We start from the raw sequence: 16,045 nt of genomic DNA, 5'->3' as shown, positions 1-16,045 counted from the left end.
GCGGAGCGGCGGCATGAGCGCGTACGTCCTGCTCGAGGATGGCGTGCGCTTCGACGGCGAGGCCGTCGGGGCGCCGCGCTCGGTCACCGGCGAGGTCGTCTTCACGACCGGCATGTCGGGCTACCAGGAGTCGATGAGCGACCCGAGCTTCGCGCGCCAGATCATCACGTTCACGACCGCGCACGTCGGCAACTACGGTGTGTCCGAGAGCGCGATGGAGTCCGGCCGCATCCACGCCGCCGGGGCGATCATGCGGTCGGCCGCCGACTACGACGACGCGCCCCGCGCCGAGCAGGGTTGGCTGAGCTGGCTCGCGGCCAACGGGATCTCCGGCATCGCCGAGGTCGACACGCGCGCGCTCGTGCGCCACATCCGCTCCGCGGGGGCGATGCGCGGCGGGATCTTCGCCGCCGATGTCCCGGTCTCCGAGGCCCGCGAGCGGATCGCGGCTGAGCCGAGCATGGTCGGCCGCGACCTCGCGCGCGAGGTGACGATCGGGCAGCCCACGCGATACGAAGGCGAGGGCGACGGGCCGACGATCGTCGCGCTCGACACGGGCATCAAGCGCTCGATCATCCGCAACTTCACCAGCCGCGGCGCGACGCTGGAGATCTACCCGTGCACGACGCCGGCGGACGAGCTGCTGGCGCGCGACCCCGACGGCTTCTTCCTCGTCCCCGGTCCCGGCGACCCCGCGGCGCTCGGCTACATCGTCGAGAACATCCGCACGCTGCTGCACCGCAAGCCGGTGTTCGGCATCTGCCTCGGCCACCAGCTGCTCTCGCGCGCCGCCGGACTGGAGACGTTCAAGCTCCCGTTCGGCCACCGCGGCGCCAACCACCCGGTCAAGGACGTCCGCACGGGCCGGATCGCGATCACGTCCCAGAACCACGGCTTCGCGGTCAAGGGCCAGGCCGGGGAGATCATCGAGTCCGAGCTCGGCGCGGCCCAGCTGACGCACGTGAACCTCTACGACGGGACGATCGAGGGCATCCGCCTGCTCGACGTCCCCGCGGGCTGCGTCCAGTACCACCCGGAGGCGGGACCCGGTCCCAACGACAGTCTGCACCTCTTCGACGAGTTCATCGAGGCCATCGCGAATGCCTAGGCGGGACGACCTGCAGAAGATCCTCGTGCTGGGGAGCGGGCCGATCGTGATCGGCCAGGCGGCCGAGTTCGACTACTCCGGCGCGCAGGCCTGCAAGGTCCTGCTCGAGGAGGGCTACGAGGTCGTGCTCGTGAACTCCAACCCGGCGACGATCATGACCGACCCGGAGTTCGCGACGGCGACGTACGTCGAGCCGCTGCTCCCCGGTCCTGTCGCCCAGGTGATCGAGCGTGAGCGCCCTGACGCCCTGCTGCCGACGCTCGGCGGGCAGACCGCGCTCAACCTCGCCAAGACGCTCTACGAGGACGGCACGCTGGAGCGCTTCGGCGTCGAGCTGATCGGCGCGAACTACGACGCGATCTGCCGCGCCGAGGACCGCGAGCGCTTCGACGAGACGATGCAGGCCGCCGGCCTGCGCACGGCGCGCAACACGATCGCGACCACGCCTCAGGACGCGCGCGCCGCGCTCGACGCGTTCGGGCTGCCGCTGATCATCCGCCCGGCGTTCACGCTCGGCGGCCGCGGCGGCGGCATCGCGCGGACCCGCGAACAGTTCGAGGAGATCGTTCGCGGCGGCCTTGCCGCGTCTCCGATCGGACAGATCCTGATCGACGAGTCGGTGCTCGGCTGGGGCGAGTTCGAGCTCGAGGTGATGCGCGACCGCGCGGACAACGTCGTGATCGTCTGCTCGATCGAGAACGTCGACCCGATGGGCGTCCACACCGGGGACAGTGTCACCGTCGCGCCGCAGCAGACGCTCACCGACCGCGTCTATCAGAAGCTGCGCGACCAGGCGATCGCGGTCATCCGCGCCGTCGGCGTCGAGACCGGCGGCTCCAACGTCCAGTTCGCGGTCAACCCGGCGACCGAGGAGATCGTCGTCATCGAGATGAATCCGCGCGTGAGCCGCTCCAGCGCGCTGGCCTCCAAGGCCACGGGCTTCCCGATCGCCAAGATCGCGGCGCGGCTGGCGGTGGGCTACACGCTGGACGAGATCCCGAACGACATCACGCGCGCGACGCCGGCGAGCTTCGAGCCGACGCTCGACTACGTCGTCGTCAAGTGGCCGCGGTTCGCGTTCGAGAAGTTCCCCGGCGTCGACTCGACGCTCTCGACGCACATGAAGTCGGTGGGCGAGGCGATGGCCATCGGCCGCACGTTCGGCCAGGCCTTCGCGAAGGCGATCCGCTCGCGCGAGCTCGACGCCGAGGCCGACCTCTCCGGCACCGACGAGGATCTGCTGGAGCGGATCGAGCGGCCCGGCGCGGACCGCTACGACCTCATCCTCGAGCTCCAGCGCCGCGGCGTCGCCGACGGCGAGATCCGCGCGCGCACCGGCGTCGACCCGTGGTTCCTGCGCGAGCTGCGCCGCCTGGACGCCGCCGAGCACGGCGTGCGCACCTACAAGGCGGTCGACACCTGCGCGGCCGAGTTCGAGGCCGAGACGCCGTACTACTACTCCGCGCACGAGCGCGTCGCCGCGTCCGAGGTACGCCGCGGCGACCGGCCGAGCGTGATGATCCTCGGCTCCGGCCCGAACCGCATCGGCCAGGGGATCGAGTTCGACTACTGCTGCGTGCATGCGGCGATGACCGTGCGCGAGTCCGGCCGCGACGCGGTGATGGTCAACTGCAACCCGGAGACCGTCTCGACCGACTACGACACGTCGGACCGGCTCTACTTCGAGCCGCTGACGCTCGAGGACGTCCTGGCGATCGTCGAGGTCGAGCAGCCCGAGGGCGTGATCGTCTCCTTCGGCGGCCAGACGCCGCTGCGGCTCGCGGCGGGGCTCGAGCGGGCCGGCGTGCGGCTGCTCGGCACGCAGCCCGAGGCGATCGACCTCGCCGAGGACCGCGGGCGCTTCGGCGCGGTGCTCGAGCGGCTCGGGCTCAAGGCGCCTCCGTACGCGCTGGCGTCGACGCCCGCCGAGGCGATGGAGGCCGCGCCGGCCGTCGGCTTCCCGCTGCTCGTCCGGCCGAGCTACGTGCTCGGCGGCCGCGCGATGGAGCTGGCGTATACGCGCGAGATGCTCGCCGACTACTTCGCCCGGACGAAGCCGCGCGGCGAGATCTTCCTCGACCGGTTCCTCGAGAACGCGATCGAGGTCGACGTCGACGCGATCTGCGACGGCGAGGACGTCTGGATCGGCGGCATCATGCAGCACGTCGAGGAGGCCGGGATCCACTCGGGCGACTCCGCGTGCGTGCTGCCGCCGCACTCGCTCGGCGGCGAGATGCTCGAGGAGATCCGCGCCGCGACGCGCGCGCTCGCACTGGAGCTCGGGGTCGTCGGGCTGATCAACGTCCAGTACGGCGTCTACGGCGAGGACCTGTACGTCATCGAGGCCAACCCGCGCGCCTCGCGCACGGTGCCCTTCGTCTCCAAGGCGACCGGGATGCCGCTGGCGAAGATCGCGTGCCGCGTGATGCTGGGGGAGAAGCTCGCGGCGATGAGCCTGCCCGAGACGCCGGGCGGCGATCACGTCTCGGTCAAGGAGGCCGTGCTGCCGTTCGACCGCTTCGCCGGCGTCGACGCGCTGCTCGGGCCCGAGATGCGCTCGACCGGGGAGGTGATGGGCGTCGCCCCCGACTTCCCAACCGCGTTCGCGAAGGCGCAGGCCGCGGCGGGCACGCGCCTGCCGGCCTCGGGCACCGTCTTCCTCACCGTGACCGACTCCGACAAGTCGGCCGCGGTCGGCATCGCGGCGCAGTTGCACGACCTCGGCTTCCGCATCGTCGCGACGCGCGGGACCGCCGCCGGCATCAAGCGGATGGGCATTCCGGTGGAGACGATCAACAAGATCCAGGAGGGCTCGCCGCACGTCGCCGACTGGATCGAGAGCGGCGACGTCGACCTCGTGATCAACACGCCGACGGGCACGGCGGCCCGCTCGGACGGCTACGAGATCCGGCGCGCGGCCGTCGCCCGCGGGGTCCCATGCGTGACAACGATCGCGGGCGGGATGGCGGCGGCGAGGGCGATCGCGGCCGCGCGACTCGGCGCGCCGGCGGTCGTGTCGCTGCAGGAGCTCCACGCGGACGGGGTAGCACGGATAGTCTGACCGCTGAGGGGGTCTTTCCCTCAACTCCCCGAGGTCGCCGTCTTCGGCGGTCGGATACAGTGCGGCCGTCATCGGCGCCCGTTGCGACTGGACGCTTCGAAGCGCAACCTTGGGGCGTCCAAAATCCCTGCAAAGCGCCCTGTTACCGTCAAGTCCCCTTCAGAGCGTTGAACCTCAAGTAAAGGTCCAGGTGAATTCCCTACCTACGCCCTTGTCGCGCGCCGGAGGCGCTGTAGACTCGCCGCCCATGCCGCCAGCGACGAAGACGCCGTCCAAGCCCCTCGTGGCTGCCCCTGAGCGTTCCCTCGATCAGCGTATGGAGGCCCTGAAGCGCGCCAACGAGATCCGCACCGCGCGTGCGCAGCTCAAGCGCGACCTCAAGGCGGGGCGGCGCAGCATCCACGACCTGCTGCTGGAGCCGCCTGAGTACGTCGAGACGGCGAAGGTCTTCGACATGCTGCTGGCGGTCCCCAAGTACGGGCGCGTGAAGGTCAACAAGGTCCTCCAGCTCTGCCGCATCTCGCCGTCGAAGACGATCGGGGGCCTTTCGCAGCGTCAGCGCACGGAGCTCGTCTCCATGCTGCGCCGATAGCCCGGGCCTTGCTCTTCGTGATCACGGGGCCTTCGGGCGTCGGCAAGGGCACGTTGATTCGCACACTGCTGGAGCGCGTTCCCCAGCTCCAGCTCGCCGTCTCGGCGACGACGCGCGCGCCGCGTCCCGGCGAGCATGACGGCGTGGACTATCACTTCCTCAGCGACGTCGAGTTCGATCGGCGCGTGCTCGCAGGAGACTTCCTCGAGCACGCCGACTACTCCGGCCGGCGCTACGGGACCTTGAAGTCCGAGCTGGACAAGCGCGACGTCGTGCTCGAGATCGAGGTCCAGGGCGCCCGCCAGGTCGCCAAGGAGATGCCGGAGGCGGTGCGGATCTTCATCGCGCCGCCGTCGGAGGACGAGTTGCGCGTGCGGCTGATCGGCCGCGGGCACGAGACTCCGGAGCAGATCGACGCGCGGCTCGCGGTGGCCAAGGCCGAGCTCGCGGCCCAGGACGAGTTCTCGCACGTGATCGTCAACGACCGCCTGCCCGACGCCGCCGACGAGCTCGAGCGCGTCGTGCGCGCCGCGCTCTAGACTCTCGGTCGTGATTTCTCCCCGCGTAGACCGCCTGCTGGAGCACGTCGACTCGCCGTATGCCAGCGTGATCGTCGCCGCCAAGCGCGCGCGTCAGATCAACAGCTACTACCACAACCTCGGCGAGGGCACCTTCGAGGAGTTCCCGCCCCCGATGGTCGACACGGCCTCCAAGAACTACTTGACGATCGCGCTCGAGGAAGTCGCGAACGGCAAGGTGGCCTACCGCTACCGCGGCTGAGATCATCTGAAGCCTCGTGCCGCGCATCCTGCTCGGAGTGTGCGGCGGCATCGCCGCCTATAAGGCGCTAGAGGTCACGCGCCTCGCCACCAAGGCGGGGCACAGCGTGCGCGTGGTCTGCACCGAGGCGGCCACGCGCTTCGTCGGCACCGCATCCTTCGCCGCGATCACCGGCGCGCCGGTGCTGATCACCGAATGGGAGCCGGACCCGCTGCGCGGCGCCTTCCCCGGCGATCCGCCGCCCGAGCACGCCCCGCTCTCGCACCTCGCGCTGGTCGAGCGCGCCGACGCGTACGTGATCGCGCCCGCGACCGCGCAGACGCTCGCGAAGCTCGCGGGCGGGCAGGCCGACAACCTGCTCACCGCGGCGGCGCTCGCGTGCCGGCGACCGATGATCGTGGCTCCGGCCATGAACCACGCGATGTACGAGCATCCGGCGACCCAGGCCAACCTCGACGCGCTACGCGCGCGGGGGGTGATCGTGCTGGAGCCGGGGACCGGGCCGCTGGGCTCGCCGGGCGAGTTCGGCATCGGCCGGCTGCCCGAGCCGGCGGAGATCCTCGCCGCCGTCGAGGCCGTCCTCGCCGCTGCGCCCCGCGACCTCGACGGTCTCGGCGTGCTCGTCACGGCAGGCGGCACGCGCGAGCCGATCGACGCCGTGCGCTTCGTCGGCAACCGCTCCTCAGGGCGCATGGGCCTGGCGATCGCCGCCGCCGCCGAGCGGCGCGGCGCCAGCGTCACCCTCGTCGCCGCGAACGTATCGATCCCCCGGCCGCCCGGGATCGAATACGTGGACGTGGAGACCACCGCGCAACTCGCCGCCGCCTGCGACGCGCACTTCGATGCCGCCGACGTCCTGATCATGGCCGCGGCGGTCGCCGACTACGCGCCCGCCGCCCCGCACGCGGGCAAGCTCAAGAAGGACCAGACCGGGGAGGAACTCACCCTGCGGCTGGAGCGTACGCAGGATGTGCTGTCCGGCCTCGCCGCCCGCCGCCGCGCGGACCAGATGCTCGTGGGCTTTGCCGCCGAGCACGGCGACGGCGCGCTCGCGTACGGTCGCGAGAAGCTGAGCCGCAAGAACCTCGACGCCGTCGTCGTGAATGACATAGGCGGCACGGGCATCGGCTTCGACGCCGCCGACAACGAGGTGTGGATCGTGACCGAAGGCGATGAGCGGCATGTGCCGCGCGCGCCGAAGGACGAGATCGCCGAGGCGATCCTCGATGCCGTCTTGAACCGCCGTTCATCTAACGAGTTAAAGGTTCGCGACTGAATGGAACCCCTGGAGGAAGCCGCACCGGAGGGCCTTGCCCCCGCCGAGATCGAGGCCGCGGTGTCCGTGGCGCGCCGGGTCGCCGACAACATCCGCCGTGCGGTCGAGGTGCGCGACAACGTGATCCAGCACGTGATGGTCGCGATGCTCGCCGAGGGTCACATCCTCGTGGAGGACTACCCGGGCGTCGGCAAGACCGCGCTCGCGCGCGCGCTCTCGCGCTCGATCGACTGCCAGTTCGCGCGCGTGCAGTGCACGGCCGACCTCCTGCCCGCCGACATCGTGGGCACCAACGTCTACAACCAGCGCGAGGCTCGCTTCGAGTTCCGCCCGGGTCCGATCTTCGCCAATGTCGTGATCGTGGACGAGGTCAACCGCGCGTCGCCGAAGACCCAGTCCGGCCTGCTCGAGTGCATGCAGGAGCGCCATGTCACGGTCGACGCGATGTCGCACGAGCTCGCGCGCCCGTTCCTGGTCTTCGCGACCCAGAACCCGGTCGAGTACGAGGGCACCTACCCGCTGCCCGAGGCCCAGGTCGACCGCTTCATGGTGCGGCTCTCGCTCGGCTACCCGGACGCCGGCGCCGAGGCGATCATGCTCGCCGGCCACGAGTCCGGCGACCGCGTGCTCGACCTCGAGCCCGTGACCGACCGGGCCGAGGTGGTCGACGCCGTCGAGACCGCCCATCGCGTCCACGCGTCGCGCGCGCTGCGCGACTACATCGTGGCGCTGCTGCGGCGCACCCGCGAGGATGACCGTGTCGAGCTCGGCGCCTCCCCGCGCGCGGGCCTGATGCTGCTGCGTGCCGCCAAGGCGCGCGCGCTCGTCAGCGGCCGGGACCATGCCCTGCCCGACGACGTCCAGGCGCTCGCCGAGCCCGTGCTCTCCCACCGGCTGATGCTCGCCCCTGAGGCGGCGGGCGTCACGCGCGAGGAGATCGTGCGCGACGCGATCGCCGCGGTCCCGGCGCTCTAGAAGGTCACTGATGCGCTCGGCACTCGGCTGCGCGGGACTCGGGCTCCTGCTGCTGCTGGTCGCCGGCACGTTCGACGCCGAGCCGCTGTACGTCACCGGCGCCGCGCTGCTGCTGCTCGGCGCCGGCGCGATGCTGTGGATCGGGATCGGCAGCCGCGGCGCGTCGCTCGGCCGCGAGCTGACGGCGCGCTCGGTGATGGAGGAGCAGCCGCTGCAGGTGCGCATCCACGCCAAGGCGGGGCGGATGCCGCTGCCGCCGGGCTGGATCGACGAGCCGCTGCTGCCCGAGCCTGTCCGGCTCGCCGCCGGGCGCCGCGACGCGCGCGTGCGCATCGACGTCACGTTCGGCCGCCGCGGCCGGCGCCGGCTGCCGCCCCCGGCGCTCGTGCTGCGCGACCCGTTCGGTCTCGCCCAGCGCGTGATCGGCGGGCCGGCGACCGACGAGGTGCTCGTGCTTCCCAAGCTCTACCCGGTGACGGTGACGGCGGGCGGGGGAGACTCCACGCCCGCGCACGCGCGTGCGTCGCTGCTCGCGCAGGCGGAGACCGAGATCGACGGCCTGCGTCCCTGGCGCGAGGGCTCGCCGGCGTCGCGCATCCACTGGCAGTCGTTCGCGCGCGGCGCCGGACTGATGGAGCGCAAGCTGATCTCGGAGGCCGACTCGCGCCCGCTGATCGTGCTGGACCCGCGCGCGCCCGCCGGCCCGGAGGCGCTCGACGCCGCCGTGCGCGCCGCCGGCTCGCTCGCGGTCCACTTCGCCAAGCGCACCGGGTGCGGGCTGCTGCTGCCGGGCGACCGGCGCGCCACCGTGATCGTCCACGACCTGCTGGCCTGGCCGGCCGCCCACGTGCGGCTCGCGCTGCTCGACGACGGCACCGGCCCGTCGCTGACCGCCGCGCAGAACCGCCGCGGACTGATCGTCTACGTGGCGGCGCGTCCGGTCGACCGCGCGCCGCGCGGCCTCGGACGCACGCCGGGCGGCTGCCTGGTCGTCGTGCCCGGGACGCTGCCGGGCCGGCGCGCGGTGCTCGAGGTCGCCGGCTGCCACGCCTACGTCTCCGGCCGTGCAGGCGGCGCCGCCGCCGTGGCCGCGCTCGAGGGCGCCGCATGACCACGCCGCGGCTCGCCGGCGGGGGGAGGGCGTGAGCGCCGCCACCCACGCCGGCTCCGGGCCGGGCGTGCCCGCATCCCGGGTGCGTACCGGCGGCGGCGAGCTGCTGTTCTCGCTCCCGCTCGCGCGCGGCCTCGCGTTCGGGGCGCTGGCGTCGTGGGGCGCGCTGCACTGGATGGCGATGCTCGAGCCCGCCGAGCCGATGCGCGGCTGGGCGGTCGTCGGCGTCGGCCTACTGGCGATGCTCGCGCTGCTGCTCGCGGGCCGTCGCCAGGGCCTCCGGCGCGTGCTGTTCATGCTCGCCGCCCTCGTCCCGCTGGTCGCGCTGGCGCTGCTGGCCGGCGGCGCGCGCGACGAGCTGCTGCAACCCGGCCGCTGGAGCGAGCTCACCGGCGGGATCTCGCGCGGCATCTCGGACCTGCCGGGCGTGCGCGTGCCCTACCGCGGCATCGACCCGTGGGTGCGCATGGTGATCCCGCTCGGCGGCAGCGCGCTCGTGCTGATCGCGGCGTTCCTGACGTTCTGGCCCCGCCGCGGCGGCCTCGGCTTCCCGATCCCTGCGCTGCTCGCGCTGATCGTGCTCTACGTCACGCCCGTCGTCGCGCTGGACTTCGGCGCTGAGTTCATCCGCGGCGCCGTCTTCACGCTGCTGATGGTCGCGTTCCTGCGGCTCGAGAAGCTGCGGATGCCGGACGCGGGCGCCGCCGGGCTGCTCGCCCTGGGGGCCGTGCTGCTCGCGCTGGTCGCAGCGCCGCTGTTGAACCGCAACGCGCCGTGGTGGGACTACGAGACCTGGGCGCTGGAGACGTCGGCGTCGAAGTCGACCGCCTACAGCTGGGATCACACCTACGGCCCGCTGACCTGGCCGCGCGACGGTCGCGAGCTGCTGCGCATCAAGGCCCAGCGCCCCGCCTACTGGAAGGCGGAGAACCTCGACGCGTTCGACGGTAGGCACTGGGTGCGGACCGATCAGGCGGCGCAGGAGAGCGAGCTCTCGCCGGACCCCAAGATCGACAAGGAGTTCACGCAGCGGATCCGCGTCTCGGTCCGCAACCTGCGCAGCGAGCAGTTCATCACCTCCGGCTACGCGACGCTCGTGGACCTGCCGAACGTCGACGAGATCCCGACCCAGGACGGCCTCTTCCTGCCCGCGCGCCCGCTGCGCCGCGGCGACACCTACACCGCGACCGTCTACTACCCGCGGCCCACGACCCGGCAGCGCCAGCGGGCCGGTACCGACTACCCGGCCGACCTCCAGCACTTCCGCACGCTCACCGTGCCGGTCCAGCGCCTCGGGCTGGCGGGCGTCTCGCGCCTGCGCGTGACGTTCCCGGCCTTCGGCGACGACGGCGCGCCGATGGTCGGCCCGCCGACGCAGCCCGGGAGCGATGCCGTCACGACGCTCGAGCAGAGCTCGCTGTCGCAGGTGTGGGCGCTGGCGCAGCGGCTCAAGCGCGGCGCCGACACGCCAGAGGACTACGTCCAGCGGGTGCTCGACTACCTGGGCGAGGGCTTCGGCTACAGCGAGGTCCCGCCCAAGTCGGCGGAGACGCTCCCGGGCTTCCTGTTTGAGGCCAAGCAGGGGTACTGCCAGCAGTTCTCCGGCGCGATGGCGCTGCTGCTGCGGATGGGGGGCGTGCCGGCGCGGGTGGCGACCGGCTTCTCGACCGGGGCGACCGACCCCAAGACCAACGAGTACATCGTGCGCGACTTCGACGCCCACTCGTGGGTCGAGGTCTTCTATCCCGGCTATGGCTGGTACACGTTCGACCCGACGCCCGCCGCCTCCCCGGCGCGCGCGCAGCCGGCCGATGCCGCCAACCTGCCCACCGCGAGCTCGGGCGCGATCCCGAGCTTCGGCCCCGGCGACGCCCCGGCCTCGCGCCCGGACGGCACGGCCACCGCGCACGACGAGGGCGTCTGGTGGCACGTGCCCGCCTATGTGGTGGGCGGACTGGCGCTCCTCGCGCTGGCCTCGCTGGCGCTGCGGCGCCGGCGCCTCGGGGCCCGGCCGGCGCTCTCGGAGCTCGAGCGCGCCCTGCGCCGGACGCGCCGCGAAGCGCTTCCCGGAACGACGCTGCACGCCCTCGAGCTGCGCTTCGCCCGCACGCCGGCGGCCGTGGGATACGTGCGCGCGCTGCGCGACGCGCGCTACCGCGACCGCGACGCGCACCCCACGCGCGCACAGCGCCGGGGGCTTCGCTCCGAGCTCGCCCGAGGTGGCGGAATTCGCGGCAGAGTGCGCGCATGGTGGGCGCTTCCACCTCGCTAGCCGCCTACAATCCGAGGGCATGGATGATGTCTACGACCTCTACCAGCGCGGGATGTCGCTGCTCGAGGACGGGCACTTCCACGCGGCGACGGTCCCCCTCTCCAAGGCCGCGGACCTGGAGCCGGACAAGACGTCGATCCGCGAGGCGCTGGGACGCGCCTACTTTCGCTCCAGCCACTTCGAGGAGGCGCGTGCGGAGTTCGAGGCGGTCGTCGAGCGCGCGCCGACCAACGACTACGCGCTGTTCTGTCTCGGCCGCTCCCTGCTGCAGTTAGGCCGGGCCGCGGAGGCCCGAAAGCCGCTCACGCTGGCGGCCACGATGAACCCGAAGCGGCACGATTACCGCATCTACCGCGACCGCGCTCGAAAAGCTGCGTAGCGGCGCTGACGCTGCTACCCTGAACCGACAAGCTTTTCGCGGCCGGATGGCCACTTTGGGAAGCGGGCGAAGAGCCCGCTTTTTTGTTGACAAGGGAGGTGACATGAGCAAGATCCAGGCCGATATCGAGGCCCGCCTGGCCGAGGTGGAGCCGGACGTCGAGGTCCTGCTCGCCGAGGTCGTCGGGGATGGCCTCGTCCGCCTCTTCATCGACCACCCGAAGGGCGTCACGCTCGAGCTGTGCGAGCGGGTCACGAATCACCTTCCCTCGGTGCGGGAGAAGTATGCACTCGAGGTATCTTCTCCGGGCACGGAACGCCCACTGACAACGCCAGAGCACTTCCGCCGCTACGTCGGCCGCCGCGCGCGCGTGCGCACGCGTGGGGAGCACGAAGGACGCCATTCGTTCACGGGTGAGCTCCTGAACGCGACCGACGATGCCGTGACCGTCGCCGCGGACACGGGTGTCGTCTCGATCGCGTACGCCGACATCCATCGTTCCAACCTCGTGGGAGACTGAGGCCCATGTCCGCAGAGATCGTCGAAGCAGTCAAGGCGCTCGGGCGCGAGAAGGGCATCGCCGAGGAGAAGCTGATGGGCGCGCTGGAAGACGCGCTGCTGTCGGCCTACAAGAAGCAGCCCGGCGCAGCCCGCTACGCCCGCGTGCGCATGGACCGCGACTCCGGCGACTTCATCGTCGAGGAGTTCCTGCTCCCGCCCGAGCTCGAGGACCAGCTGCTCGATGAGGCCGAGGAGCAGGCGACCGGCGCGCTCGAGCGCCGCGTGGATCCGGAGACCGGCGAGGTCATCGTTCCGGAGGCCCCGGACATCGATCCCGGGCGCCTGAGCGACTTCGAGGACCAGATCGAGCTGCGCGACGTCACGCCGCACGACTTCGGGCGGATCGCGGCGCAGACCGCCAAGCAGGTCATCCTGCAGCGGATCCGCGAGGCCGAGCGCGACATGATGTTCGAGGAGTACCGCGACCGCGTGGGCGAGCTGATCACCGGCATCGTCCAGCAGTCGGACTCCCGCTACACGCTCGTGCAGCTGCGCGAGCGGGTCGAGGCGCTGCTGCCGAAGTCCGAGCAGGTCGACGGCGAGCGCTACGACCATTCGCAGCGCATCAAGGCCGTGATCAAGGAGGTCTCCTCCTCGACCCGCGGGCCGAGCATCATCGTGTCGCGCCGCGACCCGGAGCTGATCAAGAAGCTGTTCGAGCTCGAGGTGCCTGAGATCGCCGACGGGCTGGTGGAGATCACCGGCGTCGCGCGCGAGCCCGGCTACCGCTCGAAGATCGCCGTCGTCTCCCACGCCGACGGCGTGGATCCGGTCGGCGCCTGCGTGGGCCCGCGCGGCTCGCGGGTGCGCATGGTCGTGTCCGAGCTGCGCGGCGAGAAGATCGACATCATCCCCTACAACGACGAGCCCGCCCGGTTCGTGGCCAAGGCGCTCTCGCCGGCCCGCGTCCGCGAGGTGCTGGTCGACGACTCCAACCGCCAGGCGACGGTGATCGTCCCGGACGACCAGCTCTCGCTGGCGATCGGCCGCGAAGGCCAGAACGCGCGGCTCGCCGCGCGGCTGACCGGGTGGCGGGTCGACATCCGCTCGGAGACCGAGTTCCACAAGGACGAGGAATCCAGCTACGAGGAGGAGGAGACCGGCGGCCGCTGCGCCGCGATCCTCGCCAACGGCCGGCGCTGCCCGAACGCGGCGCTGCCGGGCTCGCGCTACTGCGGCCTGGACGCCCATCAGGCGCTCGCCAACAAGGACACCGACCGCGTCGGCGCGTAATTGGGGAAGGCAGCCCCTCCGCCCCACACCGATCATCCGACCTAATCACGAGCCCGAGCGGCGGTGCATCGGGTGTGGGGCGCGCTCTGCGAGAGCGCGTCTCATCCGGTTCGCTAACGTGAAGGGGCTCGTGGTACCTGATCCACGAGCGACCCTGCCTGGTCGCGGCGCATGGCTGCACGCTGCGCGCGACTGCTGGGAGGCGGCGACTGCACGTCGCGCCTTCAACCGCGCCTTCAAGGCGCCCGTTTCCATACCACAGGACACCGTAGACTTCACTCACACATGGCCAAGAAGCGCGTCCACGAGCTAGCCAAGCAGTACGACATGCCGATGCCGGAGGTCGTCAAGCGTCTGCAGGCATACGGCATCGAGGTCAAGGCTGCGGCCACCGCTGTGGACGAGAAGCTCGCCGACGCGGCGCTGACCGGCAAGGCCAAGCCCAAGGCGGCGTCCAACGGCGCCCCGGCCAAGAAGGCCCCGCCGGTCGTGCAGCAGCGCGCCGGCTTCGGCCACGGCACCGCGCGCGCCCCGCGCGCCGAGAACCTTCCCAAGCCGAAGGCCAAGCCCTCGCAGCCCCCGCGCGGTGAGGATTCCCGCCCACCCGGGCAGCGCAACGGCCAGGGCGGACCCGGCCAGGGCCAGCGCCCGAACCAGTCCCGCCCACCCGCAGGCGCCCGGCCGGCCGACGGCCAGCGCCAGCGCCCGACGCGCTCCTCGCTGCAGGGCGAGCGCGCTCCCGGCGCGGGCGGCGGCGTCCGGCGCGTCGTCATCGACTCGCAGGCCTCCCGCCGCGGTCCCGGCGGCGGCCCCGGCGGCCCGGGCGGCGGTCCCGGCGGCCCGGGCGGCGGCCCGCCCCAGCGGCCCCCGCGGCGTCGCGGCGGCCGGCGCCGGCGCGGCACCTACACGGAGCCGACGCCGCAGGACGTCTCGTCGCTGAAGGCCGACGTCATCAAGGTCAACTCCGGCTCGACGGTCAAGGACGTCGCCGAGTACCTCGGCGTGCCGGTCCCGGAGATCATCAAGAAGCTGATGGGGCTCGGCGAGATGGCGACGCTCACGCAGACGCTGTCCGACGACGCGATCCAGGTGATCGCCGACGAGTTCGACAAGGAGATCGAGATCGTCACGGCGGCCGACGACCCAGGGGCCGACCCCGAGTACGAGGACGACGACGAGGATCTCGAGCCGCGCCCTCCGGTCGTGACGATCATGGGCCACGTCGACCACGGCAAGACGTCGCTGCTGGACGCCATCCGCTCGACCGAGGTGGCGGCCGGCGAGGCCGGCGGCATCACGCAGCACATCGGCGCCTACCAGGTCCACCAGGACGGCAAGACGGTCACGTTCCTCGACACGCCGGGCCACGAGGCGTTCACCGCCATGCGCGCCCGCGGCGCGCAGTCGACGGACATCGTCGTGATCGTCGTCGCCGCCGACGACGGCGTGAAGCCGCAGACGCGCGAGGCGGTCGACCACGCGAAGGCGGCCGACGTGCCGATTCTCGTCGCGGTCAACAAGATCGACAAGGAAGGGGCGGCGCCCGACCGGGTCCGCACCGAGATGACGCAGCTCGGTCTCCAGCCCGAGGAGTGGGGCGGCGACACGATGTTCGTCGACGTGTCGGCCAAGACCCAGCAGGGCCTGCCGGACCTGCTCGAGGGCATCCTGCTGACCGCCGAGCTCGAGGAGCTGAAGGCCAACCCGGACACCGAGGCGTCGGGCGTCGTGATCGAGTCCAAGCTCGATCCGGGCCGCGGCGCGGTGGTGACCGTGCTCGTGCAGCGCGGCACGCTGAAGATCGGCGACGCGATCGTCGCCGGCGCCCACTGGGGCCGCGTACGGGCGATGTCGGACTTCACCGGCAAGCGCGTGAAGGTGGCGACGCCGTCCGAGCCGGTCGAGGTCCTGGGCTTCGACACCGTGCCGGAGGCCGGCGAGCACGTGCGGGTGGTCGAGAACGACCGCCGCGCCCGCTCGCTCGCCAACGAGCGCGCGACGCGCCTGAAGCTCGAGCAGCAGGCCCGCCGCGGCGGTATCAAGCGGTCGCTCGCGACGATCTTCGACCAGCCCGGCGCGGTCACGGACCTCAGCCTCGTGCTGAAGGCCGACGTGTCAGGCTCGCTCGAGGCGTTCGAGGACGAGATCGCCAAGCTGCCGCAGGACGAGATCAGCGTGCAGATCGTTCGCTCGGGCGTCGGCGGCATCACGGAGTCCGACATCAACCTGGCGGCCGCATCCGACGCGATCGTGCTCGGCTTCAACGTCCGCCCGGTCGGCGACGCGAGGCAGCTCGCCGACCGCGAGGGCGTCGAGATCCGCACGTACTCGGTCATCTACCGCGCGATCGACGAGCTGCGCGACGCCATGCAGGGCCTGCTGGCGCCGGAGACCGTCGAGGACATCGTCGGCCAGCTCGAGGTGCGCGAGATCTTCCGCGCTTCGCGGATCGGCACGATCGCCGGCTGCATGGTCACCGACGGCAAGGTCACGCGCGGGGCCAAGGTGCGCCTCATCCGCGACGGTGCGGTCGTCCACGACGGCGAGATCGGCTCGCTGCGCCGCTTCAACGACGACGTGCGCGAGGTCCTGTCCGGCTTCGAGTGCGGCGTGGTGCTCGCCAACTACTCCAACGTGGAGCAGGGCGACACCATGGAGGTCTACGAGACCCGCCAGGTGGAGCGGACCCTGTCGTAG

General features: G+C 71.9%; 14 protein-coding genes. All 14 read left to right on the top strand.

The annotated features are described in order from the left end of the window. Positions 1 to 13: 13 nt before the first annotated feature. The 14 genes from carA (at position 14) to infB (ending at position 16,045) form a co-directional block, all read left to right on the top strand. Complete coding sequence (gene carA / locus H958_RS0110125; protein WP_028058593.1) at positions 14 to 1,108, top strand: glutamine-hydrolyzing carbamoyl-phosphate synthase small subunit; 1,095 nt, start codon at positions 14 to 16, stop codon at positions 1,106 to 1,108. Next, positions 1,101 to 4,169: a carbamoyl-phosphate synthase large subunit gene (gene carB, locus H958_RS0110120; RefSeq protein ID WP_028058592.1), complete on the top strand. Its 3,069-nt coding sequence runs from the start codon at positions 1,101 to 1,103 to the stop codon at positions 4,167 to 4,169. Before carA ends, carB begins: the two co-directional genes overlap by 8 nt. Positions 4,170 to 4,416: 247 nt before the next feature. Next, positions 4,417 to 4,761, top strand: a complete 345-nt coding sequence (gene mihF, locus H958_RS0110115; RefSeq protein ID WP_028058591.1) for an integration host factor, actinobacterial type — start codon at positions 4,417 to 4,419, stop codon at positions 4,759 to 4,761. Positions 4,762 to 4,769: 8 nt separating this feature from the next. Then, positions 4,770 to 5,300, top strand: coding sequence for a guanylate kinase (gene gmk / locus H958_RS0110110; protein WP_407641134.1), 531 nt, complete (start codon positions 4,770 to 4,772; stop codon positions 5,298 to 5,300). Positions 5,301 to 5,310: 10 nt separating this feature from the next. Next, complete coding sequence (rpoZ, locus tag H958_RS0110105) at positions 5,311 to 5,541, top strand: DNA-directed RNA polymerase subunit omega (RefSeq protein ID WP_028058589.1); 231 nt, start codon at positions 5,311 to 5,313, stop codon at positions 5,539 to 5,541. Positions 5,542 to 5,557: 16 nt separating this feature from the next. Next, the gene (gene coaBC / locus H958_RS0110100) at positions 5,558 to 6,817 is read left to right on the top strand and encodes a bifunctional phosphopantothenoylcysteine decarboxylase/phosphopantothenate--cysteine ligase CoaBC (RefSeq protein WP_028058588.1); all 1,260 of its coding nucleotides are present in this window, start codon (positions 5,558 to 5,560) and stop codon (positions 6,815 to 6,817) included. Then, the gene (locus tag H958_RS0110095) at positions 6,818 to 7,792 is read left to right on the top strand and encodes an AAA family ATPase (protein WP_051324044.1); all 975 of its coding nucleotides are present in this window, start codon (positions 6,818 to 6,820) and stop codon (positions 7,790 to 7,792) included. It begins immediately after the preceding gene. A gap of 10 nt (positions 7,793 to 7,802) precedes the next feature. Then, complete coding sequence (locus tag H958_RS43100) at positions 7,803 to 8,903, top strand: DUF58 domain-containing protein (RefSeq protein WP_051324043.1); 1,101 nt, start codon at positions 7,803 to 7,805, stop codon at positions 8,901 to 8,903. A gap of 31 nt (positions 8,904 to 8,934) precedes the next feature. After that, complete coding sequence (locus H958_RS0110085) at positions 8,935 to 11,175, top strand: transglutaminase family protein (RefSeq protein ID WP_156027871.1); 2,241 nt, start codon at positions 8,935 to 8,937, stop codon at positions 11,173 to 11,175. A 19-nt stretch (positions 11,176 to 11,194) separates the two neighbouring features. Beyond that, positions 11,195 to 11,554 carry a tetratricopeptide repeat protein gene (locus H958_RS0110080; protein WP_028058585.1) on the top strand — a complete coding sequence of 120 codons (360 nt, stop codon included), beginning with the start codon at positions 11,195 to 11,197 and terminating at the stop codon, positions 11,552 to 11,554. Between the two features lie 103 nt (positions 11,555 to 11,657). Then, on the top strand, positions 11,658 to 12,074 hold the full coding sequence (locus H958_RS0110075) for a ribosome maturation factor RimP (protein ID WP_028058584.1): 417 nt from the start codon (positions 11,658 to 11,660) through the stop codon (positions 12,072 to 12,074). A gap of 5 nt (positions 12,075 to 12,079) precedes the next feature. Then, positions 12,080 to 13,348 carry a transcription termination factor NusA gene (gene nusA, locus H958_RS36215; protein WP_037409756.1) on the top strand — a complete coding sequence of 423 codons (1,269 nt, stop codon included), beginning with the start codon at positions 12,080 to 12,082 and terminating at the stop codon, positions 13,346 to 13,348. Then, the gene (locus H958_RS49030) at positions 13,305 to 13,661 is read left to right on the top strand and encodes a YlxR family protein (RefSeq protein ID WP_407641135.1); all 357 of its coding nucleotides are present in this window, start codon (positions 13,305 to 13,307) and stop codon (positions 13,659 to 13,661) included. Before nusA ends, H958_RS49030 begins: the two co-directional genes overlap by 44 nt. Continuing rightward, positions 13,634 to 16,045, top strand: a complete 2,412-nt coding sequence (gene infB / locus H958_RS0110065) for a translation initiation factor IF-2 (protein ID WP_028058583.1) — start codon at positions 13,634 to 13,636, stop codon at positions 16,043 to 16,045. Before H958_RS49030 ends, infB begins: the two co-directional genes overlap by 28 nt.

The organism is Candidatus Solirubrobacter pratensis (assembly GCF_000425945.1).
GTDB lineage: Bacteria > Actinomycetota > Thermoleophilia > Solirubrobacterales > Solirubrobacteraceae > Solirubrobacter > Solirubrobacter pratensis.
The sequence above is the reverse complement of the archived record's forward strand: the minus strand, read 5'-3'. Positions and strand labels throughout refer to the sequence as shown.

Bases quoted from the DNA above. Each gene is read 5' to 3' on its own strand.
- carA (WP_028058593.1), top strand. From the start codon at position 14: ATGAGCGCGTACGTCCTGCTCGAGGATGGCGTGCGCTTCGACGGCGAG.
- carB (WP_028058592.1), top strand. From the start codon at position 1,101: ATGCCTAGGCGGGACGACCTGCAGAAGATCCTCGTGCTGGGGAGCGGG.
- mihF (WP_028058591.1), top strand. From the start codon at position 4,417: ATGCCGCCAGCGACGAAGACGCCGTCCAAGCCCCTCGTGGCTGCCCCT.
- H958_RS0110095 (WP_051324044.1), top strand. From the start codon at position 6,818: ATGGAACCCCTGGAGGAAGCCGCACCGGAGGGCCTTGCCCCCGCCGAG.
- H958_RS43100 (WP_051324043.1), top strand. From the start codon at position 7,803: ATGCGCTCGGCACTCGGCTGCGCGGGACTCGGGCTCCTGCTGCTGCTG.
- H958_RS0110080 (WP_028058585.1), top strand. From the start codon at position 11,195: ATGGATGATGTCTACGACCTCTACCAGCGCGGGATGTCGCTGCTCGAG.
- H958_RS0110075 (WP_028058584.1), top strand. From the start codon at position 11,658: ATGAGCAAGATCCAGGCCGATATCGAGGCCCGCCTGGCCGAGGTGGAG.
- nusA (WP_037409756.1), top strand. From the start codon at position 12,080: ATGTCCGCAGAGATCGTCGAAGCAGTCAAGGCGCTCGGGCGCGAGAAG.
- infB (WP_028058583.1), top strand. From the start codon at position 13,634: ATGGCCAAGAAGCGCGTCCACGAGCTAGCCAAGCAGTACGACATGCCG.